This window comes from Mesorhizobium sp. M2A.F.Ca.ET.043.02.1.1, from assembly GCF_003952405.1.
In the GTDB taxonomy this organism is placed as follows: domain Bacteria; phylum Pseudomonadota; class Alphaproteobacteria; order Rhizobiales; family Rhizobiaceae; genus Mesorhizobium.
On record NZ_CP034445.1, the window covers coordinates 5366668 to 5389107 of the forward strand.

General features: G+C 64.3%; 15 protein-coding genes and 1 tRNA gene. 11 read left to right on the forward strand and 5 right to left on the reverse strand.

From position 1 onward, the window contains the following. The first annotated feature begins 94 nt into the window (after positions 1-94). The 6 genes from glgB to EJ068_RS25430 all read left to right on the forward strand — a co-directional run bounded on the left by glgB (position 95) and on the right by EJ068_RS25430 (position 10648). Positions 95-2308, forward strand: a complete 2214-nt coding sequence (gene glgB, locus EJ068_RS25405) for a 1,4-alpha-glucan branching protein GlgB (RefSeq protein ID WP_127250119.1) — start codon at positions 95-97, stop codon at positions 2306-2308. A gap of 63 nt (positions 2309-2371) precedes the next feature. Then, on the forward strand, positions 2372-3640 hold the full coding sequence (gene glgC / locus EJ068_RS25410; RefSeq protein ID WP_127250108.1) for a glucose-1-phosphate adenylyltransferase: 1269 nt from the start codon (positions 2372-2374) through the stop codon (positions 3638-3640). A gap of 106 nt (positions 3641-3746) precedes the next feature. Beyond that, entirely contained in the window at positions 3747-5192 is a 1446-nt protein-coding gene (glgA, locus tag EJ068_RS25415; protein WP_127250109.1) for a glycogen synthase GlgA, read from the forward strand. A gap of 3 nt (positions 5193-5195) precedes the next feature. Beyond that, positions 5196-6824 carry an alpha-D-glucose phosphate-specific phosphoglucomutase gene (locus EJ068_RS25420; RefSeq protein WP_127250110.1) on the forward strand — a complete coding sequence of 543 codons (1629 nt, stop codon included), beginning with the start codon at positions 5196-5198 and terminating at the stop codon, positions 6822-6824. A gap of 172 nt (positions 6825-6996) precedes the next feature. Then, positions 6997-9000: a glycogen debranching protein GlgX gene (glgX, locus tag EJ068_RS25425; RefSeq protein WP_127250111.1), complete on the forward strand. Its 2004-nt coding sequence runs from the start codon at positions 6997-6999 to the stop codon at positions 8998-9000. Next, the gene (locus EJ068_RS25430) at positions 8993-10648 is read left to right on the forward strand and encodes an alpha-glucosidase family protein (RefSeq protein ID WP_127250112.1); all 1656 of its coding nucleotides are present in this window, start codon (positions 8993-8995) and stop codon (positions 10646-10648) included. Before glgX ends, EJ068_RS25430 begins: the two co-directional genes overlap by 8 nt. 7 nt (positions 10649-10655) lie before the next feature. Here the strand turns inward: EJ068_RS25430 and EJ068_RS25435 are convergent, their stop codons facing one another. Continuing rightward, entirely contained in the window at positions 10656-12419 is a 1764-nt protein-coding gene (locus EJ068_RS25435) for a pilus assembly protein TadG-related protein (protein WP_127250113.1), read from the reverse strand. Further along, on the reverse strand, positions 12419-12784 hold the full coding sequence (locus EJ068_RS25440; protein WP_245463224.1) for a TadE/TadG family type IV pilus assembly protein: 366 nt from the start codon (positions 12782-12784) through the stop codon (positions 12419-12421). The genes EJ068_RS25435 and EJ068_RS25440 overlap by 1 nt, the downstream gene beginning before the upstream one ends. A gap of 373 nt (positions 12785-13157) precedes the next feature. On the opposite strand from EJ068_RS25440, the gene EJ068_RS25445 reads away from it, so the two are divergent. The 4 genes from EJ068_RS25445 (at position 13158) to EJ068_RS25460 (ending at position 18581) form a co-directional block, all read left to right on the forward strand. Further along, positions 13158-14750 carry a peptide ABC transporter substrate-binding protein gene (locus EJ068_RS25445; protein ID WP_127250115.1) on the forward strand — a complete coding sequence of 531 codons (1593 nt, stop codon included), beginning with the start codon at positions 13158-13160 and terminating at the stop codon, positions 14748-14750. Between the two features lie 172 nt (positions 14751-14922). Then, positions 14923-15846 (forward strand): ABC transporter permease subunit, encoded by a 924-nt coding sequence (locus tag EJ068_RS25450; RefSeq protein WP_127386125.1) that lies wholly within the window; start codon positions 14923-14925, stop codon positions 15844-15846. After that, positions 15839-16963: an ABC transporter permease subunit gene (locus EJ068_RS25455; RefSeq protein WP_127253869.1), complete on the forward strand. Its 1125-nt coding sequence runs from the start codon at positions 15839-15841 to the stop codon at positions 16961-16963. The genes EJ068_RS25450 and EJ068_RS25455 overlap by 8 nt, the downstream gene beginning before the upstream one ends. Position 16964: 1 nt before the next feature. After that, positions 16965-18581, forward strand: coding sequence for an ABC transporter ATP-binding protein (locus EJ068_RS25460; RefSeq protein ID WP_127386124.1), 1617 nt, complete (start codon positions 16965-16967; stop codon positions 18579-18581). A 28-nt stretch (positions 18582-18609) separates the two neighbouring features. Here the strand turns inward: EJ068_RS25460 and EJ068_RS25465 are convergent, their stop codons facing one another. After that, positions 18610-18939 (reverse strand): hypothetical protein, encoded by a 330-nt coding sequence (locus tag EJ068_RS25465; RefSeq protein WP_126078409.1) that lies wholly within the window; start codon positions 18937-18939, stop codon positions 18610-18612. Between the two features lie 175 nt (positions 18940-19114). Further along, positions 19115-19191, reverse strand: a tRNA-Pro gene (locus EJ068_RS25470). 201 nt (positions 19192-19392) lie between these two features. On the opposite strand from EJ068_RS25470, the gene EJ068_RS25475 reads away from it, so the two are divergent. Further along, on the forward strand, positions 19393-21630 hold the full coding sequence (locus EJ068_RS25475) for an AGE family epimerase/isomerase (RefSeq protein ID WP_127252554.1): 2238 nt from the start codon (positions 19393-19395) through the stop codon (positions 21628-21630). 35 nt (positions 21631-21665) lie between these two features. On the opposite strand, the gene EJ068_RS25480 is transcribed toward EJ068_RS25475, so the two are convergent. After that, a complete protein-coding gene (locus EJ068_RS25480) occupies positions 21666-22361 on the reverse strand; it encodes a YoaK family protein (protein WP_128315483.1) in 696 nt (231 codons plus the stop codon). Positions 22362-22440: the final 79 nt, after the last annotated feature.

Below are 22440 nucleotides of genomic sequence, written 5' to 3' on the forward strand. Positions count from 1 at the left end.
GTTTTGGGATCGCGACATGCGCCAAGACAAAGAACGGCGCGTGCCGCACCAAGGCATGCTCCAGAACAAGATGCCCGGGGAGGGCGACCGCTTGATGAGGAAGCCGCGCGCGACCGCTGCGACAAGCGGGCCGGACGGACTGGCGCCAGCCGGCGATGTCGCGGCGATTGTCGCCGGAACGCATGGCGATCCTTTCGCGGTTCTGGGCGTGCAGGAGGCCGGCAAGGGCTTCGTCGCCCGCTGCTTCGTGCCCAACGCCGAATTCGTCACCGCCTATACGCTGACCGGCAAGGAGGCCGGCGAGCTCTCGCGCCGCGACGATGCCGGCTTCTTCGAGGGCAAGGTCTCGATCCGCAAGCGCCAGCCGCTGCGCTATCACGCCAGGAATGCCGGCGGAGACTGGTGGCTGACCGATCCCTATTCCTTCGGCCCGGTTCTGGGACCGATGGACGACTATTACATGGCCGAGGGCTCGCATCTGAGGCTCTTCGATAAGCTCGGCGCCCACATCATGGATCATGAGGGCGCCACCGGCGTGCATTTCGCCGTCTGGGCGCCCAATGCCAGGCGCGTCTCCGTGGTCGGGACCTTCAACGACTGGGATGGCCGCCGCCACACCATGCGCGACCGCAAGGACACCGGCATCTGGGAGCTGTTCATCCCCGATCTCGCCGCCGGCCAGCCCTACAAATTCGAGATCATCGGACCGGACGGCGTGCGCCTGCCGCTCAAGGCCGACCCGTTCGCCTTCGAATCGGAACTGCGCCCAGCGACCGCCTCGGTGACGGCGCCGCCAATGGCGCATCAATGGGGCGACGAGGCGCATCGCGGCTACTGGCGCAAGGCCGATCCCCGGCGCGAGGCGATCTCGATCTACGAGGTCCATGCCGGCTCCTGGCAGCGCCGCGACGACGGAACGTTCCTCTCCTGGGACGAGCTCGCCGCGCGGCTGATCCCATACGTGGTCGACACCGGCTTCACCCATATCGAGTTCCTGCCGATCTCGGAGCATCCTTACGATCCGTCCTGGGGTTACCAGACCACCGGCCTTTACGCGCCGACGGCCCGTTTCGGCGACCCCGACGGCTTCGCCCGCTTCGTCGACGGCGCGCATCGCGCCGGCATCGGCGTCATTCTTGACTGGGTGCCGGCGCATTTCCCGGTCGACGAGCACGGGCTGGTGCAATTCGACGGCACCGCGCTCTACGAGCATGCCGATCCGCGCCAGGGTTTTCATCCCGATTGGAACACCGCGATCTACAATTTCGGCCGCCGCGAGGTGGTGTCGTTCCTCGTCAACAACGCGCTGTTCTGGGCCGAGAAATACCATGTCGACGGATTGCGCGTCGACGCGGTCGCCTCGATGCTCTACCTCGATTATTCGCGCAAGGCGGGCGAGTGGATTCCGAACGAGAAGGGCGGGCGCGAGAACCTGCAGGCCGTCAGCTTCCTGCAGAAGATGAACAAGGAGCTCTACGGCCACCACCCCGGCGTGATGACGATCGCCGAGGAATCGACCTCATGGCCGAAAGTGTCGCGCCCCGTGCATGAAGGCGGGCTCGGCTTCGGCTTCAAGTGGAACATGGGCTTCATGCATGACACGCTGGAGTACCTTTCCAAGGAACCGATCTTCCGCAAGCACCACCACAACGACATCACCTTCGGCCTGATCTACGCTTTCTCCGAAAACTTCGTGCTGCCGCTCTCGCATGATGAGGTCGTGCACGGCAAAGGCACGCTGCTCCACAAGATGGCCGGCGACGACTGGCAGAAGTTCGCGACGTTGCGCGCTTATTACGCCTTCATGTGGGGCTATCCCGGCAAGAAGCTCCTGTTCATGGGCCAGGAATTCGCCCAGCGCCGCGAGTGGAGCGAGGCGCGCGCGCTCGACTGGAACCTGCTCGAATTCGCGCCGCATCGTGGCGTCTGGCAGACGGTGCGCGATCTGAACTACCTCTACCGTTCGCGCCCGGCCCTGCATGCGCGCGACTGCGAGCCGGAAGGCTTTTCCTGGCTGATCGTCGACGACCGCGACAATTCGGTCTTCGCCTGGCTGCGCAGCGCGCCGGACGGCAACCCGGTCGCCGTCATTTCCAATTTCACGCCGGTGCCGCGCGAGAACTATCGCGTGCCGCTGCCGAAGGCGGGAAAGTGGCGCGAAATCATCAATACGGACGCCGCCGACTATGGCGGCTCCGGCATGGGCAATGGCGGCATGATCGAGGCGAGCGGAGAAGGGGGCGGCGTATCGGCGACGATGCTGCTGCCGCCGCTGTCGACGATCATGCTGGAATTCGTCACGGACTGAAGCAGATGATATCTCACCTTGCTAAGATTTCGGTCCGGGCAGCTTGTTTGGGAGGGTAACAAAATGGCAGAGATCAAAAGAACCCAGCCGCTGGCGCGCGACGCCATGGCCTATGTGCTGGCCGGCGGCCGCGGCAGCCGCCTCAAGGAGCTGACCGATCGGCGCGCCAAGCCCGCCGTCTATTTCGGCGGCAAGACGCGCATCATCGATTTCGCGCTGTCCAATGCGCTCAATTCCGGCATCCGCCGCCTCGGCGTCGCCACCCAGTACAAGGCGCATTCGCTGATCCGCCACCTGCAGCGCGGCTGGAACTTCCTGCGTCCAGAGCGAAACGAGAGCTTCGACATCCTGCCGGCGTCGCAGCGCGTCTCGGAAACGCAGTGGTATGAAGGCACTGCCGACGCCGTCTACCAGAACATCGACATCATCGAGGCCTATGGCCCCGAATACATGGTCATCCTCGCCGGCGACCACATCTACAAGATGGACTACGAGCTGATGTTGCGCCAGCATGTCGATGCCGGCGCCGACGTCACCGTCGGCTGCCTGGAGGTGCCGCGCCTGGAGGCGACCGGCTTCGGCGTCATGCATGTCGATGCCAAGGACAACATCATCGCCTTCGTCGAAAAGCCTGCCGACCCGCCGGGCATTCCGGACAAGCCGGAATTCGCGCTCGCCTCGATGGGCATCTATGTTTTCAAGACCAAGTTCCTGATGGAGCAGCTGCGCCGCGACGCCGCCGAGCCCGGCTCCAGCCGCGACTTCGGCAAGGACATCATCCCCTATATCGTCCAGCACGGTAAGGCGATCGCCCACCGCTTCGCCAAATCCTGTGTGCGCTCCTCGCATGAGTCCGAGCCCTACTGGCGAGACGTCGGAACCGTCGATGCCTATTGGGAAGCCAATATCGACCTCACCGACATCACGCCGGAACTCGATCTCTACGACCGCGACTGGCCGATCTGGACCTATGCCGAATTGAAGCCGCCGGCAAAGTTCGTGCATGACGAGGATGGCCGCCGCGGCGAGGCGATCTCCTCGCTGGTGTCCGGCGACTGCATCGTCTCCGGCGCCTCGCTGCGCCGCAGCCTGATCTTCACCGGCGCGCGCATCAATTCCTACTCCAAGCTCGAGGAGGTGGTGATGCTGCCCGACGTGACTGTCGGCCGCAACGCGCGCCTGAAGCGCGTCGTCATCGACCATGGCGTGAACATCCCGGAGGGCCTGGTGGTCGGCGAGGATCCGGCGCTCGACGCCAAGCGTTTTCGCGTATCGGAAAAGGGCATCTGCCTGATCACGCAGGACATGATCAACAAGCTGTCGACCCCGTAGGGTCGATCAACAAGCTGTCGACCTGCCGATCAACCCTATCGGGTTGACGGCTTGATCAACAGATTGTCACTTTGACCTGTCACGTTGAGATCGGAATGTGGAGCGCATGCAGGTTCTGTCGGTCACGCCCGAAATCTTCCCGCTGATCAAGACCGGCGGGCTTGCCGATGTGACCGGCGCCCTGCCGATCGCGCTGGCCGGGAAGGGCGTGGCGATGCGCACGCTGGTTCCAGGCTATCCTGTCGTGATGGCTGCCTTCGCAAAGAAGAAACGCGTGTACCAGTATCCGTTGCTGCAGGGCGGCAAGGCTTCGATCCATGCCGTCAAGATCGGCGACCTCGATCTCTTCGTTTTGGACGCGCCGCATCTCTTCGACCGCCAGGGCGGCCCTTACGGCACCGCATCCGGCGCCGACTGGCCGGACAATTGGCGGCGCTTCGCGGCGCTGAGCCAGGTCGGCGGCGACATTGCCGGCGGCGCGATCTCTGGTTACCAGCCGGACATCGTTCATGCCCATGACTGGCAGTCGGCGATGACGCTTGCCTATATGCGCTACGGCAAGGCGGTCGGCGTGCCCTCCCTGATCACCGTGCACAACCTTGCCTTCCAGGGCCAGTTCGGCGCCGGCATTTTTGGCGAGCTCGGCCTGCCGGGCGTGGCGATGCAACTCGACGGCGTCGAATATTATGGCGGCGTGGGCTTCCTGAAGGCCGGTCTCCAGGCCGCCTGGGCGATCACCACGGTGAGCCCCACCTATGCGCAGGAGATACGCTCGCCGGAATTCGGCATGGGCCTCGACGGCCTGATCAACATGCGCGCCACCGACCTTTACGGCATCGTCAACGGCATCGATGTCGACATCTGGAATCCCCGGAACGACAAGCATCTGGTCGCCAATTATTCGGCCGAAACGCTAGAGGCGCGGGCCAAGAACCGCAAGGCGGTCGAAGAGCGGTTCGGCCTGGAGGCGGACGGCAGCCCGATCGTCTGCGTCGTCAGCCGGCTGACCTGGCAGAAGGGCATGGACATACTGGCGGCGGTCGTCGACGGCATCGTCGCCGCAGGCGCGCGCCTCGCCATTCTCGGCTCGGGCGATGCGGGCCTGGAAGGCACGCTGCTTGCCGCCGCCGCGCGCCATCGCGGCCGCGTCGGCGTCGTCGTCGGTTACGACGAGGGGCTGTCGCATGTCATGCAGGGCGGCTGCGACGCCATCATCATCCCGTCGCGCTTCGAGCCTTGCGGGCTGACCCAGCTCTACGGCCTGCGCTATGGCTGCGTGCCGGTCGTCGCCCGTACCGGCGGCCTGGCCGACACCATCATCGACGCCAACGAGGCGGCGTTGTCAGCAGGCGTCGCCACCGGTTTCCAGTTCGCGCCCAACAATGGCGGCGCGATGCTCCATGCGATCCAGCGGCTGGTCGAGCAGCATGCTCGCCCGGCGACCTGGGCTTCGATCCAGCGCCAGGGCATGAAGGCCGATGTCTCCTGGGACAAGAGCGCCGAAAGATACGTCGAACTCTATCGCTTGCTGCATTCGAAAAGGGCTGCCTGAGGCATGATAAAAACCGTCCCCACCAAACCCTATGCCGACCAGAAGCCCGGCACGTCCGGCCTGCGCAAGAAGGTGCCGGTGTTCCAGCAGGAGCACTATGCCGAGAACTTCATCCAATCGATCTTCGACGCGCTGGACGGTTTTGAGGGCAAGACGCTGGTGATCGGCGGCGACGGCCGCTTCTACAACCGCGAGGTCATCCAGAAGGCCATCGCCATTGCCGCCGGCAACGGCTTCGGCAAGGTGATGGTCGGCCAGGGCGGCATTCTCTCGACGCCCGCCGCCTCCAACGTCATCCGCAAATACAAGACATTCGGCGGCATCATCCTGTCGGCCAGCCACAATCCCGGCGGTCCGCACGAGGATTTCGGCATCAAATATAATGCCGGCAATGGCGGCCCGGCGCCGGAGAAGATCACCGACGCGATCTTCGCCAGGTCGAAGGAGATCAAGAGCTTCAAGATCGCCGATATCGGCGAGATCGACATCGACACGATCGGCACCGTCAAGGCGGGCGACATGACCGTCGAGATCATCGACCCGGTCAAGGACTATGCCGAGTTGATGGAGAGCCTCTTCGACTTCGAGGCGCTGAGGAAGCTCTTCAAGTCCGGCTTCCGCATGCGTTTCGATGCCATGCACGCGGTGACCGGTCCCTATGCCAAGGAAATCCTCGAACGCCGGCTCGGCGCGCCGGACGGCACCTGCCGCAACTTTAAGCCGCTGCCGGATTTCGGCGGCCATCATCCGGATCCGAACCTGGTGCATGCAAAACATCTCTATGACGAGATGATGGGGCCCGACGCGCCGGATTTCGGCGCCGCCTCCGACGGCGACGGCGACCGTAACCTGATCATCGGCAAAGGCATCTTCGTCACGCCCTCGGATTCGGTCGCGATGCTCGCCGCCAATGCCAAACTGGCGCCGGGCTACAAGGACGGCCTGAAGGGCATCGCTCGCTCGATGCCGACCAGCGGCGCCGCCGACCGCGTCGCCGAAAAGCTCGGCATCGGCATCTACGAGACACCGACCGGCTGGAAGTTCTTCGGCAACCTGCTCGACGCCGGCATGGCGACGATCTGCGGCGAGGAAAGCGCCGGCACCGGCTCCAACCATGTGCGCGAGAAGGACGGCCTTTGGGCGGTGCTTCTATGGCTCAACATCCTCGCCGCGCGCGGCGAGAGCTGCAAGCAGATCGTCACCGAGCACTGGGCGACCTACGGCCGAAACTACTATTCGCGCCACGACTATGAGGAGGTCGAGAGCGACCGCGCCAACGCGCTGGTGGATGAGCTGCGCGCCAAGCTCGGTTCGCTGCCCGGAACGAGCGTGCGCGGCTTGAAGATCGCCAAGGCCGACGATTTTGCCTATCACGATCCGGTCGACGGCTCGGTGAGCAAGAACCAGGGCATCCGGATATTGTTCGAAGGCGGCTCGCGCGTCGTGCTGCGCCTCTCCGGCACCGGCACCTCTGGCGCGACGCTGCGCGTCTATATCGAGCGCTACGAACCGGACAAGGCCAGGCACGACCTCGACACGCAGGAAGCACTCGCCGACTTGATCGCCGCCGCCGACGACATCGCCGGCATCAAGAGCCACACCGGCCGCAACAAGCCGAGCGTGATTACTTGAGGGTGGCGGGGCGCGCCTTTCCTTCCCCCCTTGTGGGGGAAGGTGGATCGGCGCGTAGCGCCGAGACGGATGAGGGGTGCTGGCCGGATCGCCGTCGTCGCCAAGCTGGAGCACCCCTCATCCGTCGCCTTCGGCGACACCTTCTCCCACAAGGGGAGAAGGGGGAGCCTACATGACCCTCGGCGCCACCATCACCGCCGAAGGCATCCGCTTTGCCGCCTGGTCCTCATCGGCGCGGCGCCTCTGGGTCTCGCTTTTCGACGACAGCGGTGCGCGCGAGATCGACCGGCTGGAGTTGAAGTCGGAAGGCGAGGGCGTGCGCGCGCTCCTTGTCTCCGGCCTTGGTAGCGGCTGCCGCTACGGCTTCCGCGCCGATGGCGACTATGCGCCGGAACGCGGCCTGTGGTCCGATCCCGACAAGCTGCTCACCGATCCCTACGCCGTGGAGATCGATCGTCCCTACCAATACCATTGGCGGCTTGCCGCCAAGCGCAACGAGGGCGCCGACACCGCACCCCTGATGCCCAAGGCGATAGTGGTGGCGCCGCTTGAGGCGGTGGCGCCTTTGCCACCCCTCTTCAATCCCGGCGGCCTGATTTACGAACTGAATGTCCGCTCCTTCACCAGGCTCCATCCCGACATTCCGGAAGCGCAGCGGGGCACCATCGCGGCGCTCGCCCATCCCGCCATCATCGAGCACCTGAAGCGTCTCGGCGTCTCGGCCGTCGAACTGATGCCGGTCACCGCGTCGATCGACGAGCGGCACCTGCCGCCATTGGGCTTAAGCAACGCCTGGGGCTACAACCCCGTTACCTTCATGGCGCTCGACCCGCGCCTGGTGCCGGGTGGTCTGAGGGAGTTGCGCGACACCGTCGCCGCGCTGCGCGAGGCCGGCATCGGCACCATACTCGACCTCGTCTTCAACCATACCGGGGAGAGCGACCGGCTCGGGCCGACGCTGTCGCTGCGCGGGCTCGATGCGCTGGCTTACTACGGGCATCAGCCGGATGGCCAACTGGTCAACGACACCGGCACCGGCAACACGGTAGCCTGCGATCATCCGGTGGTGCGCGAGATGGTGCTCGACACGCTCCGACACTTCGTCCGCTTCGCCGGCGTCGACGGCTTCCGCTTCGATCTGGCGCCGGTGCTCGGTCGCGTCGATGGCGCCTTCGATCCGGAAGCGCCGCTGCTGCAGGCTATAGCCGGCGATCCCATGCTAGCCGACCGCGTGCTGGTCGCCGAGCCCTGGGATATCGGCCCGAACGGCTATCAGCTCGGCAATTTCCGCCCGCCCTATCTGGAATGGAACGACCGTTACCGCGACGATGTCAGGCGCTTTTGGCGCGGCGACGCCGGCGCGATCGGTGAGCTGGCGACACGGCTTGCCGGCTCCTCCGACGTATTCGGCAGGGACGGCCGGCCGACGACCCGAACGGTCAACTTCATCGCCGCGCATGACGGCATGGCGCTCGCCGATATCGTCGCCTATGAGCGCAAGCACAACGAGGCCAATGGCGAACAGAACCGCGACGGCCATAACGACAATCTGTCCTGGAACAACGGCGCCGAAGGCGAGACGGACGACGAGGCGATCAGCCTGGCCCGCTCCAACGACCGGCGCGCGTTGCTCGCCACCCTCTTTGCCTCGCGCGGTACCATCATGCTGACCGCCGGCGACGAGTTCGGCCGCACGCAAAAGGGCAACAACAACGCTTATGCCCAGGACAACGCCATCACCTGGCTCGATTGGGCCGGCCGCGACCAGGCTCTGGAGCGATACGCAGCATCGCTGGCCACGCTGCGCCGCGCCTTCCCGGTGCTGGCGGATACACGCTTCCTGACCGGTGAGCCCGCCGGTGGTGGAGAATTTCCCGACGTCGCCTGGCTCACCGAGACGGGCGTACCGCTCGGCGAGTCCGACTGGAACGATGCCGGCCGACATCGCCTCGTCATGCTGCTTGGCGATAGCCAGGGCGAGCGCCTCGCGATCCTCGTCAATGGCGACCGCCGCCAATGCGTCTTCTCCTTGCCTGCGCGCGAGGGTTTTGAATGGCGCCCCGCAATCGAAGCGCAGCCTGACGACATCGCGCGACCGCTCTCCGGACGCAGCGTCAATTTCATGATCGAGCAACGTGCCGCTAAAGCGCGCAGCAGGAAGGGTTCTAATGGCTGACGAGAATGCGGAGCGGGGGAGTGAATGGTGGCGCGGCTGCGTCATCTACCAGGTCTATCCGCGCTCCTTCCAGGACACGACCGGCAACGGCAGCGGCGACCTCAAGGGCATCACCGCGCGGCTCGCCCATATCGCTTCGCTCGGCGCCGACGCGGTCTGGCTGTCGCCCTTCTTCAAGTCGCCGATGGCCGACATGGGCTACGATGTGTCCGATTACCGCGACGTCGATCCGATGTTCGGCACGCTGGAGGATTTCGACGCGCTCATCGCCGAGGCGCACCGGCTCGGTCTGAAGCTCATCATCGACCAGGTGATCTCGCATTCTTCCGACAAGCACGAATGGTTCGTCGAAAGCCGCGCCAGCCGTGACAACGCCAAGGCCGACTGGTACGTCTGGGCCGATGCGAAGCCGGACGGCAGCGCGCCCAACAATTGGCAATCGCTGTTCGGCGGCCCCGCCTGGGAGTGGGACGCCACCCGCCGGCAGTACTACATGCACAATTTCCTCACCGCGCAGCCGGATTTCAACTTTCACAATCCGGAGATCCAGGATGCGCTGCTCGACACCGTGCGCTTCTGGCTGGAGCGCGGCGTCGACGGTTTTCGGCTAGACACCGTCAACTACTATGTCCACGACCGCTGGCTGCGCGACAACCCGCCTTTGGCCGCGAGCGTCGCCGGCACCAACGGTGCGACCAGCACCTATGCCTTCCAGGAGCATCTCTTCGACAAGACGCGTCCCGAGAATCTCGACTTCCTGAAACGCTTCCGCGCGCTGCTCGACGAATATCCGGACCGCGCCGCGGTCGGCGAGGTGGGCGACGAGGAGCGTTCGCTGCAGACGCTCGCCGCCTATGTCTCCGGCGGCGACAAATTGCAGATGTGCTACACTTTCGACCTGCTCAGCCCGCAATTTTCCGCCGCCCATGTGCGCGGCTGCGTGGAGGCGTTCGAGACGACTGCCCCGGACGGCTGGGTCTGCTGGGCCTTCTCCAACCATGACGTCGTGCGCCATGTCAGCCGCTGGACGCGGCCCGGCGAGAGCCCGGACGCGGTAGCCAAGTTCTCGATCGCGCTGCTGTCATGCCTGCGCGGCTCGATCTGCCTCTATCAGGGCGAGGAACTGGGGCTGGAGGAAGCCGAGCTCGCCTATGAGGATCTGCGCGATCCCGTCGGCATCCGCTTCTGGCCGGGCGTGAAGGGCAGGGACGGCTGCCGCACGCCGATGGTCTGGCAGGCAGAGGCGGAAAATGCCGGTTTCTCGACGGCCAAGCCCTGGCTGCCGGTGCCGCTGGCGCATCGTGGCCGCGCGGTCGACATTCAGGATGGCGAGTGCGGTTCCGTACTCGCGGCCTATCGTTCGATCCTTGCCCTGCGCAGGCGCCATCCGGCGTTGATCGCCGGCTCCATCCGTTTTCTCGAGGCCGAGGGCGACGTGCTGGCCTTCATACGCCAGCGGGAGGATGAGAGATTGCTGTGCGTCTTCAACTTCGCCGCGGAGCCGGCGAACTGGGCGCTGCCGGCCGAGATCGGGGATGTCGAGATAACGGCTCTTGCCGTTGATGTCGCGGGCGTTCTTGGCGGCGTTGTCGAGGAGAGCGCGCTGGCGTTGCCGCCCTTGGGCAGTTTTGTCGGAAGGATTGGCTGATAGCGGCCTACTGGACGAGGACCGAGCGGCCGCATGTCGCGCCGGTCACGCGCACATCGGCCTCGCCGACATGCACGCCCAGTGTCCCAAGCACGTTGTAGACCAGGCTGTCGACCGGCGCGGTCACGCCGTTGAGCAGCGTTGTCACCGCCGGCTTGACCGCGCCGAGCAGGGCGGTCACATCGAGGCCGAGTCCCAGCGCGTTGACCGACAACGACAGTTTGTTGATCAACGATGTCGTCAGCGACTGCGTCAGGTTCCTTGTCGACACCGTCTTGATCGCCTTGTTGGCGATGTCGGTGGCACTATAGGTCAGCGTGGTCGGCGCCATGTTGGTGATTGAAAAGGCCGACGATCCTTTGATCTGCAGCAGGTTGAGGTTGATCAGCAACAGCTTGAGGCTGACATCCGCGATCTCGGCGTCGGAGAAGGATTGCGGCTTGGTGAAGTCCGCGAAACCACTGGCGTTGCTGTCGGCCAGATGAGCCCCGACGACTCCTGGTTGCGCGGCGATCGAGACCTTGATGCTGGAGGGGCCGGTCGGACAGGTGATATCGGTCAGCTTGGCCTCGGCATAGGCGACCTCGACATTGAGCGGCAGGTTGACGGCAAGCAGATTGATGCCGCCGCCGAGATTGGAATTGCCGACGGTGACGCTGGCGTTGAGCTTGATGCGTGTCTGCGCCGTGCGCACCACGGTGCCTGCTTCCCCCACCGCGAGCCAGGGCGAGTTCTGCATGGGCTCGCCGATGGCGATGGCAAGCGTCGTCGATGCCAGCCCCGGTATGGTAGCGCCGAGATTGACCGCGACCTGGTTCGTGCCGTTGGCCAAAGCCGCCGCCGCCGTCAACATGCTGAGCGCGCTGGCCTCGACCGACAGCCCGGCGGGTTTCTGTCCAAGGCCCAGGCCGCCCACCGAGCCAAGGTCGACGAGAGTGCTGAGCGGAATCTTGACAGTATTGGTGGCGCTGGAAGCCATGGTCTGCAATGCGATCTTGGCCGTACGGTCCAGCCCCGGCACGTTGGCCATGGCGGTGGCGATCTGGCCGACCGTCGCCTTCGAGGCGAGCACGTCCGAATAGGAAACGCCGGTCAGCCTGAGCTGCACGGCAAGTTGGTCGACGAAGGAGAGCACGTCGACATCGGCCGAGATCAGCGAATTGTAGTCCATCACGCTGAGCGAGATGTTGCCGCCGAGAAGGCTGCCGATAAGCGCGTTGAGAATGCCGCCATTGAGACTGGCGAGTCGCGAGCCGACCGAGAAAGCTGCCTGCGGCTGCGCACTGGCGATGGCCGTCGTGCCGAGTGTGGGCGGCGCCATGATCGAGCCGGCGAAATAGAGCGTGCCTTGCTTCTTCAGCGACACCTGCACGGCATTGTAGGGCAGCTTGCCCGCCTCGAACCGGTTGCCGGCGGCAATGGTGCTGACGCCGGTGTAGCGCCCCGGCACGATCTGGACGACTGCCTTGGTGGCGGTTGGCGCCACGTTGGTGCCTTGTTGCTGCACCGCGACCGATGTGATGCCGTTGTCGGCGAGCGTCGTCAGCACCGCCTGCTGGGCATTGGTGATGTTCGAGGCCGCGGTGATGGCGGCGAGGTCGACGATCGACTGCGCGGCACGGCGCTCGTTGTAAAGGGAACCTTCGTCGATCGCGAAGGCGGTCAGCGCCAGCGCCACTGGCGTGCACAGCGCCGTCATGACGGCGAAATTCGCGCTACGGTCGGCGACGAGCCTCCTCGTCGCCGCCATCAATCCCCCCTTGATGGACATCAAATGCCTCCGACACGAATCGTCGACTGGCGCTGTATCGTCGTACCCGGCAGCGGCAGCGTCCTGAACAGGTTCCAGATCGGCAGGTTGCGCGCATCATAGGTGACGGAGACGACGAACTGGCTGCCATCGGCGACACTGTCCCGTGCGTTGACGGTCAGCTTGTTGGGATCGACGAACGGATAGCCGGAGACGTCACGCGCGATGAAATCGGTGACCAGTGCCTGCCGCTCGGTCTGGTTGAGGCCGGCGATCGCCGTTCGCGCCGCATCGGCGGCGATCTGCTGCACGGAATGGCTGGCGCCGAAATAGATTCCGTATGCAACCATGCCGAGCAAAAGCAAGATGAAGACCGGCGCAAGCATGGCGAATTCGACTGCCGATGTGCCCGTGGCATCCGCCCGGTAACGACAGCACGAAGCAAGGAATTTTCGCTTTTTCAGCATGTTGCGGAGAATGCCAAACCCCGCCTGCAAAAACAGAAAACGCGTCGAACAACCGGCGGGTGTGCCAAGTTGAAGGTAGGTTTATAACGTTAGTTTTCGCTGTTTTAGCGTGATGACGCTCACTTTGCGTCAAGCAGGCAATGGTTGAAATAAGATTCCGCTCTGTCTAGTCTCCAGCCACCAGCAGCCGGAAGGGACCGGCGGCACGCCTGAAGGGGCCGTTTCAACGGTTCCGGGGCGTCAACACTTAAGAAAGGCGCGGCTGAGGGGCTGCGCCGACAGGGAGAACTTCATGCTGAAAAATATGCTGAAGGCGACGGCGTTCGCCACCACCTTGGCTCTGGCCACGGGCTCCTTTTACACCCATGCTTTCGCCGAAACCGTCTACAACCGCGGCAGCGCCGCGGAGGCGGAGACGGTCGATCCACACAAGACGTCGACGACCTACGAAGCCGATATCATACGCGACCTGTTCCAGGGCCTCGTCATGCATGACCAGAAGACGAACCTCATTCCGGGCGCCGCCGAAAGCTGGACGGTGTCCGACGACGGCACCGTCTACACCTTCAAGCTGCGCAAGGACGGCCTCTGGTCGGACGGCACCCCGGTGACGGCGGACGACTTCGTCTATTCGTTCCATCGGCTGGAAGATCCGGCCACCGCCGCGGAATACGCCTCGATGCTCTATCCGGTGAAGGGCGCCGAGGACTTCAACACCAAGAAAGGCAAGGCCGAGGATATGGGCGTGAAGGCGATCGACGCCAACACGCTTGAAGTCACGCTGAAGGCGCCGACGCCTTATTTCCTGGAGATGCTGACCCATCAGGCGACCTATCCGGTCAACAAGGCTTCCATTGACAAGCTCGGCGCCGATTGGATCAAGCCCGGCAAGCTGGTTTCCAACGGCGCCTATACGCTGGCCGAATGGGTGCCCAACGACCATCTCAAGATGGTCAAGAATCCGAAATTCTGGGACGCAGCGAGCGTCAAGCTCGACGTGGTGAACTACATCCCGACCGAGGATCGCTCGTCGGCGATGAAGCGCTTCGAGGCTGGCGAGCTCGACAGCTATGGTGACCTGCCGACCGAGCAGCTCGCCGATCTCAAAGCCAAATTTGGTGACCAGGTCCGTGTCGGGCCATATCTCGGCACCTATTATTATGCGGTCAAGACCGACAAGGCGCCGTGGGACAATGTCGAGCTGCGCAACGCCATCTCGATGGCGATCGATCGAGACTTCCTCGCTGAGAAGGTCTGGCAGAACTCCATGCTGCCTGGATATTCAATGGTGCCTCCGGGCATCGAGGGCTACACGCCGTCGCTGGCCAAATACGCCGACATGCCGCAGATCGACCGCGAGGACGCGGCCAAGAAGATCCTAGAGAAGCTCGGCTACACGCCCGAGCATCCGCTGAAGATGGAAATCCGTTACAACACCTCGGAAAACCATAAGAATACGGCTGTTGCTATCCAGGAACAGCTGAAGCCGCTCGGCGTCGAGGTCACGCTGCTCAACACCGACACCAAGACCCACTACGGCTTCCTCGAGCAGAAGGGCAATTACGACGTCGCTCGCGCCGCCTGGATCGCCGACTACAAGGATCCGGAGACCTTCCTCGGCATCTCGCGCAAGGCGAGCGGCAACAACTACTCGAACTACAACAGCCCGGCCTATGAAGCCGCGATGGACAAGGCTGCCGCCGCCGGCGGCAAGCCGGAAGAGCGCATGAAGGACCTCGCCGAGGCCGAGCGCATCCTGGTCGACGACGTCGGCCAGATCCCGCTGCTCTACTACAGCTACCACGACATCGTTTCCTCGAAGCTGCATGGCTTCGATGACAATGTGATGGACATTCATCCGTCCCGCTTCATCTCCAAGGACTGACAAGTAACCTTGGCCGTGCCGCCGCTCTCTTTTTAGGGCGGCGACACGGTCTGTCGTCGTGCCGGGCCGAAAGTCGGATTGGATTTTCGACTGCCCCGGTGCGAAGATCAGAGATGCCAGCGCGCCACGATCTCGTCTGGAGAGCCGTCGCCCTGGCTGAAACGGGGCGCCGATGCTGCGTTATGTCTTCCGGCGGTTGTTGACCGCCATCCCGACGCTGTTCGTCATCGTGACGGTGGCGTTCTTCCTGATCCGCGTCGCCCCTGGCGGCCCGTTCAACCAGGAGAGGGGCCTAAGCCCCGAGATCAGGGCCAATCTCGAAGCCCAGTTCGGCCTCAACGATCCGCTCTGGCTGCAATATCTCCACTATCTCGGCAATCTTTTGCGTGGCAGTTTCGGCCCGAGCTACAACCTGCCTGATTTCACCGTCACCGAACTCTTCGCCAAGGGCCTGCCGATCTCCGTTCAGCTCGGCACGTCGGCATTGGTGCTGGCGCTGATTGTGGGCTCGATCCTGGGTACGATCGCGGCGCTCAACCAGAACAAAATCGCCGACTATTCGGTGATTGCGCTCGCCACTGCCGGCAGCACCATCCCGACCTTCGTCATCGCTCCGGTGATCCAGCTTGTCTTCGGGCTGTCCTGGAAGCTCCTGCCGATCGGCGGCTGGGGGGACGGCGCGTTGATCAACAAGGTCGGCCCGGTGCTGACGCTGGCCTTGCCGCAGATCGCCATCGTCGCCCGCCTGATGCGCGGCTCGATGATCGAGAGCCTGCGCTCCCACCACATCCGCACCGCCCGCGCTCTCGGTCTCTCCGACTGGTCGGTGGTGGTCAAGCACGCGCTGCGCGGCGCCGTGCTGCCGATCGTCTCCTTCACCGGCCCGGCGGCCGCGGCCCTGCTCACCGGCTCGATCATTGTCGAGACGATTTTTTCCATCCCCGGCGTCGGCCGCTACTTCGTCGATGCAGCGCTCAACCGCGACTACACGCTGGTCATGGGAACCGTGGTGGTGATCGCGCTCTTCACCATCGTCTTCAACCTGATCGTCGACCTTCTCTACGCGGTCGTTGATCCGAGGGTGCGCTATGACTGACCTTGCCGTCGCCGTGCCCGAGCCGATCGTCGGCCGCTCGCTCTGGGGCAATGCCTGGGCGCGGCTGAAGCGCAACCGCGCCGCCATGTTCAGCCTCTACTACCTGGCCTTCATCTCCGTCATCAGCGTGTTCGGCCCAATGGTCGTGCCGCACGAATACACCACCATCTACGGCGACTATGTGCGCATGCCGCCGAGTCTCTCGGCCTATCCGAAGCCCGACATGATCCAGGGCGCGCTCACCGATGCCATCAAGCGCATGCGCGCCAACATCAAGGAATGGCACCAGGACGGCAGTCGCGTCATTGTCACCGTCACCTCGACCAAGCCGATCGACGACCGCAACATCCGCTATCTCGACCGTTCCGACGCCTTCGACGACACCAGGATCGAGAACAAGTCGGCCGATGGGCTCGAAGTGACGATGAGCTCGGCCATCAAGCAGCAATATTTCTACTTCGGCACTGACAACACCGGCCGCGACCTGCTTTCGCGAACACTGATGGCCGGGCGCATTTCGCTCGCCATCGGCCTGCTCGCCGGCGTCGTCGCCGGTGTCATCGGCGTCATCTACGGCGCGACCGCCGGGTTTGCCGGCGGCCGGGTCGACGAGGTGATGATGCGCATCGTCGACGTGCTCTATTCGCTGCCCTTCATCTTCTTCGTCATCATGCTGGTGGTGTTCTTCGGCCGCAACTTCGTGCTGATGTTCCTGGCGGTGGGGGCTGTGCTGTGGCTCGACATGGCGCGCATCGTGCGCGGCCAGGCGCTGTCGATCCGAAGGCAGGAATATGTCCAGGCGGCGGAAGCGATGGGCGTCGGTCAGCGCGGCATCCTGCTGCGCCATGTCATCCCCAACCTGCTTGGCCCGGTCGTCATCTACATGACGCTGCTTGTGCCGCAGGTCATCATCCTGGAAAGTTTTCTTTCCTTCCTTGGCCTCGGCGTTCAGGAGCCGATGACCAGCTGGGGCGTGCTGATCTCGGTCGGCGCCAAGAACATCGGCTACGCCAACTGGCTGCTGTTGTTCCCAGCTTTCTTCCTCGTCTCGACGCTGTTTGCCCTGAACTTCGTCGGCGACGGCCTGCGCGACGCGCTTGATCCGAAGGACCGCTGACATGGCCACCGAAACGATCCTCAGCGTCAAGGACCTGCGCGTCCGCTTCCAGACCCTCGACGGCACGGTGGAGGCGGTCAAAGGCATTAGTATCAACGTGAACGCGGGCGAGACCGTCGCCGTCGTCGGCGAATCCGGCTCCGGCAAGAGCCAGACGATGATGGCGGCGATGAACCTCTTGTCCTCCAATGGCGAGGCGACCGGCCATGTCGACTACCGTGGCCAGAACCTTCTGACCCTGTCGAAGAGCGAGCTCAACAAGGTGCGCGGCCGCAAGATCAGCATGATCTTCCAGGAGCCGATGACCTCGCTCGACCCGCTCTACACCATCGGCAATCAGCTGATCGAGCCGATCCGCCGGCACCGCGGGCTCTCCGGGCCGGCGGCGCGCGAAGAAGCGCTGAAGCTGCTCAGGTTGGTGCACATCCCCGATCCCGAGCGGCGCATGAAATCCTACCCGCACGAAATGTCGGGCGGCCAGCGTCAGCGCGTCATGATCGCCATGGCTCTCGCCAACGATCCCGACATCCTGATCGCAGACGAGCCGACGACAGCGCTCGACGTCACCATCCAAGCGCAGATCCTGATGCTGCTGGCCGAACTGCAGCGCAAGCTCGGCATGGCGATCGTCTTCATCACCCACGACCTCGGCATCGTGCGCCGTTTCGCCGACCGGGTCTATGTCATGCGCCAGGGCGAAGTGGTGGAGGAGGGCGCGGCGGAAGCGCTCTTCGCCAATCCGCAGCATGCCTACACCAAAATGCTGCTCGCGGCCGAGCCGACCGGCAGCAAGGCGGCGCCGCCGGCCAATTCGCCGGTGCTGCTCGAAGGCCGAAATGTCGAGGTCGTCTTCAAGATCGGCGGCGGCTTCCTCGGCGGCGAGCCGCTGATGCTGCGCGCGGTGGACAAGATCTCGGTCAGGCTGAAGCGCAACCAGACGATCGGCATCGTCGGCGAATCCGGTTCGGGCAAGTCGACGCTCGGCCGCGCGCTGCTCAGGCTCTTGCCCAGCGACGGCGTCATCCGCTTCGGCGACCGCGACATCTCAGGAGCCGATCGCCAGGCGATGCGGCCGCTCAGGCGCGAATTGCAGCTCGTCTTCCAGGACCCGTTTGGTTCGTTGTCGCCGCGCATGACCGTCGGCCAGGTGATCACCGAGGGCCTTCTGGTGCATGAGCCTTCGCTGACCGGCAAGCAGCGCGACCAGCGCGCCGTCGAGGCGTTGCGCGAGGTCGGCCTCGATCCCAACGCCCGCAACCGCTATCCGCACGAATTCTCCGGTGGCCAGCGCCAGCGCATCGCCATTGCCCGCGCCATGATCTTGAAGCCGAAAGTGGTGGTGCTGGACGAGCCGACCTCGGCGCTCGACCGCTCGGTGCAGAAGCAGATCGTGGAATTGCTGCGCAAGCTGCAAGCCGACCACGAGCTGTCCTACCTCTTCATCAGCCACGACCTCGCTGTGGTGCGCGCCATGGCCGACTACATCATCGTGATGAAGCAGGGAAAGATCGTCGAGGAAGGACCGACGCAGGAAATCTTCGACAACCCGCGCGAGGCCTACACGCAGACGCTGATGAACGCGGCGATCGATTCAACACGGTTCCGCATCAGCGCTTGAGGCGGGGCGAGCCCGACCGGGCGCCGGCTCACTGCGCGGAGGGGCACCTTTGCTTTCTGGCCGTGACGATCACCTGCTGCTGTTGCTGCAGCCGTTCGATCCGGACGGTTTCGCGATTGGCAACCACTGCCTTCACACGTTCGCCGCCGAGCAGCCAGTTCGGCACGCTGGTATTGGCGACCTTGCCGCGGGCGATTGCGGTACGCGAAATATCCGTGGCGGTGTCGCCCACCGCATTGTTGAGCTCGGCGCAGTTCATCTTGTCGTATTTCGCCGGGCTGATCGACGCGGTGGTCGATGAGCAGCCTGCTGCCAGAAGCAGCGTCGCGATCAAAATGGCTGTAGGCTTGAATGTCATTCTCTCAGCCGCTCTGCGGGTTCCGCGCTCCACGAACCCAGGACAGTACGCCATTAGGTCAAAGTAAGGGCCGGCTGTCGAGCACAATAGGCGGCACAAGCCAATCGGCTCACTGTTCCACGAAAAAAGTCAACGAGGCGCGCGGGATTGCAAGCATCCAAGTGCTTGTTTCTTCTGGTCGGAGTGGCAGGATTTGAACCTGCGACCCCCTCGTCCCGAACGAGGTGCGCTACCAGACTGCGCTACACTCCGTGACCAGACGGCGGGCTTATAGCCGCCGCTTTTCGATACTGCAAGCGGCAATGGCAGCACTTCTGTCGCATTTCGTCGGCTTTCGTCGCGCCGGTCGGGACGGCAGCGGGTTGAGGCAGTTCGTGAAAGGCGAGTTCCAGCCTTGTGTGACCAACCATGACGCCGCTAAAACGAGTTCTCCGGCCGCCTGGAGTCCGAATCTTGCCTCAGCGCATCGTCAGTTTCGTCATGAGTGGCGGCGTCGGGTCGCGGCTATGGCCGCTGTCGCGCGAGGACAACCCCAAGCAGTTCCACTATTTTTCCGGCGATGGCTCGATGCTGGCCAGGACCTTGCGCCGGCTGGCGGCGCGGCCGGACGGCGAGACGCCGATCTTCCTGATCGCCGCGGAACGTCACGCCGAGCGCGTCCATGCCGACCTTGCCGGCGTTGATCTCAAGGGCGGCGGACCGTTGTTCGAGCCGACGGGCCGCAACACGGCCGCCGCCGTCGCGCTGGCAAGCCTGCGCACGCTCTCCGAATATGGCGACGAGCTGGTGCTGGTGGTGCCGTCCGACCATGAGATCTCGACGACCGCTCAGTTCTGGCAAAGCATCGAGGCGGGCGCGGTCGCGGCAAATGCCGGGCGGCTCGTGGTGTTCGGCCTGAAGCCAACCCAGCCCGAGACCGGCTACGGCTATATCGAGGTTGGGGCGGACAGGGCGGGCGTGTTCGACGTCTCGCGCTTTGTCGAGAAGCCGGATCTCGCCACCGCGCAGGCCTATCTCGACGCCGGCAATTTCTACTGGAACACCGGCATCTTCCTGTTCCGCGCCGGCGCCATGCGCGACGCCTTCGCGGCCTATGAGCCGAAAATCTGGCAGGCGACCGAAACTGCCTACAAGGCGGCAACCAGCGATCTCTCGGGCCTTTACATGGCGCTGGAACTCTACTCGGTCATCCCGTCGACCTCGATCGACTACGCCATCATGGAGCGCGCCAAGGACATTGCCATGGTCCCGGCCGGCTTCCGCTGGAACGATCTCGGCTCGTGGCAGTCGCTGCTCGATGTCGGCCCGTCCGACAAGCACGGCAACGTCATCATCGGCGATGTCGTCGCCATCGATTGCGAACACTCCTATATCCGCGGCGATGGCCGCCTGCTTTCGGCGATCGGCATGAAGGATGTCGCTATCGTTTCGACGGCTGACGCCACCTTCGTCGCGCCGGTCAGCCACAGCCAGCACGTCAAGAAGATCGTCGAGCAGCTGGAGAAATCCGGACGGCTGGAGACGCGATTCACGCCGGCGCATGACCGCGTCATCGAGAGCGGCGCCTGGCGGCGGCGCGTGCGCCACTGGCTGTTCGAGGAGACGCTGCCGCTGTGGTCGACGGTCGGCGTCGATGAGCGCCATGGCGGCTTCCACGAAGCGCTCGGCTTCGACGCCGCGCCTTTGATGAAACCCAAGCGAATGCGCACGCAGGCGCGCCAGGTCTACGCCTTCGCGGTGGCCAAGGAGCGTGGCTGGGAAGGTCCGGCGGACAGGCTGATCGCCCACGGTATCGACTTCATGGCTGGTCAGGGCCGCACCGTGCGCGGCGGCTGGGTGCGCACGCTCAACATCGATGGCTCGGTCGCCGATCCTGTCGAGGATGCCTACGATCATTCCTGCGTGCTCCTGGCGCTGGCGCACGCCCACATGTCGGGCCATCCAGATGCGTTGCGGCTCGGCGAGGAGACGTTTTCCTTCCTCGACGCGCATCTGGAAGACAGCCGCATGACCGGTTTCCTGGAAACCTCGGATGGGGCGGAGGAGCGGCGCTCCAACCCGCACATGCATCTGCTCGAGGCCTTCCTCGCCTGGCACAAGGCGACGGGCGAGCGCGCCTATCTGCGCCGCGCAGCGCGCATCATCGACCTCTTCCGCAGTCATTTCTTCGATGCCGAAAGCTGGACGATTGGCGAGTATTTCGACAAGGGCTGGAAGCCGGCCGCGGGCGAGAAGGGGAGTTGGACCGAGCCTGGCCATCATTTCGAATGGGCCTCGCTGCTGGTCGATTTCGCCGCCCGCAGCGGCCAGAGCGAACTTACCGCCTTCGCCCGCAAGCTCTACGCCTCGGCCATTGCCAACGGGCTCAACCGCGCAACCGGCCTCGCCTACGGCGCCGTCTCGCGCCAGGGTCTGCCGCTCGACACGGTTTCGCGAAGCTGGCCACAGGCCGAGGCGATCAAGGCGGCGATCGCGCTGGACGGCTCGGGCGGGCCGGACCTCAAGCCCGAGATCGAGGCGCGCGTCGGCCGCCTGTTCCGCTGGCACATCGATCCGGCGCCGCTCGGTCTGTGGATCGACCGCATCGACGAGCGCGGCCGCTCACTGGCGACCGAGGTGCCGGCCAGCATCTTCTACCATCTGGTCTACGCGCTGACGCAGTATCTGGACGGGACGGCGCAGATGGGGTGAGCCGGTTTCCGGCACGGCCCGATCAAACACCTTCGTCACGGCGTCACGCTCCCGCGGACGATCAGCGCCAGCAGCGCGACGACCGGCGGCGCCGCGAATGACCAGACACCGATCTGCACATGGAGCAGCGCGGCCGTTCCGCATCCGAGAGCGAAGACGGCCACCATGCCCGACATCCGCGCGAGGCGCGACCGTGACGCGGCAGTATCCGCGGCGGACGAGCCGTAGATCAGGTCGGCCAGGTCCAGCATGATCTGGGTCGTGGTGCCGGTCATCAGCGTCGAAGGCGGCAGGCTGGCGAGATGGACGCGATGCGCGGCGTTCTGCACCGCCATGGCCGAAACCAATATCATTCCCGTTACGATGGCGGCCCAATGGTCGCCATCCGGGAAAGGCCCGAGCCGGACCGCCAGAACGGCGGCTGCGATCAGCAATACGAGCTTGATCGTCAGCAGGTAACGAAAGACCGGCGCTTCCCGGTGTCTCAGCGCGTTCGACAACAGCCGGCTGAGGATGACAACAGCGCAAAAGACCGGCAGCGCAAGCAGCTTCGACAGGGCGCCTGACGTGCCGAGCGCCAGGGAGGCGCCGAGCGTCACGAAGTTGCCGGTGACATGCGCGGTAAACAGCCCCTGGAGCGCCAGGAAACCCATCGTGTCGACATAGCCGCCGTTGAAGCCGAGCAGTAGCGGCAACACGACGGCTCGGTTGTCCTTGGCTTCCCCCGCCATCTTGGCCTCCTTTGCCTCCGGCAAGGTTGTGGCAAACCGCGGCAAGGAGAACAGCGCGATGATCTGCCGAAACGGATCG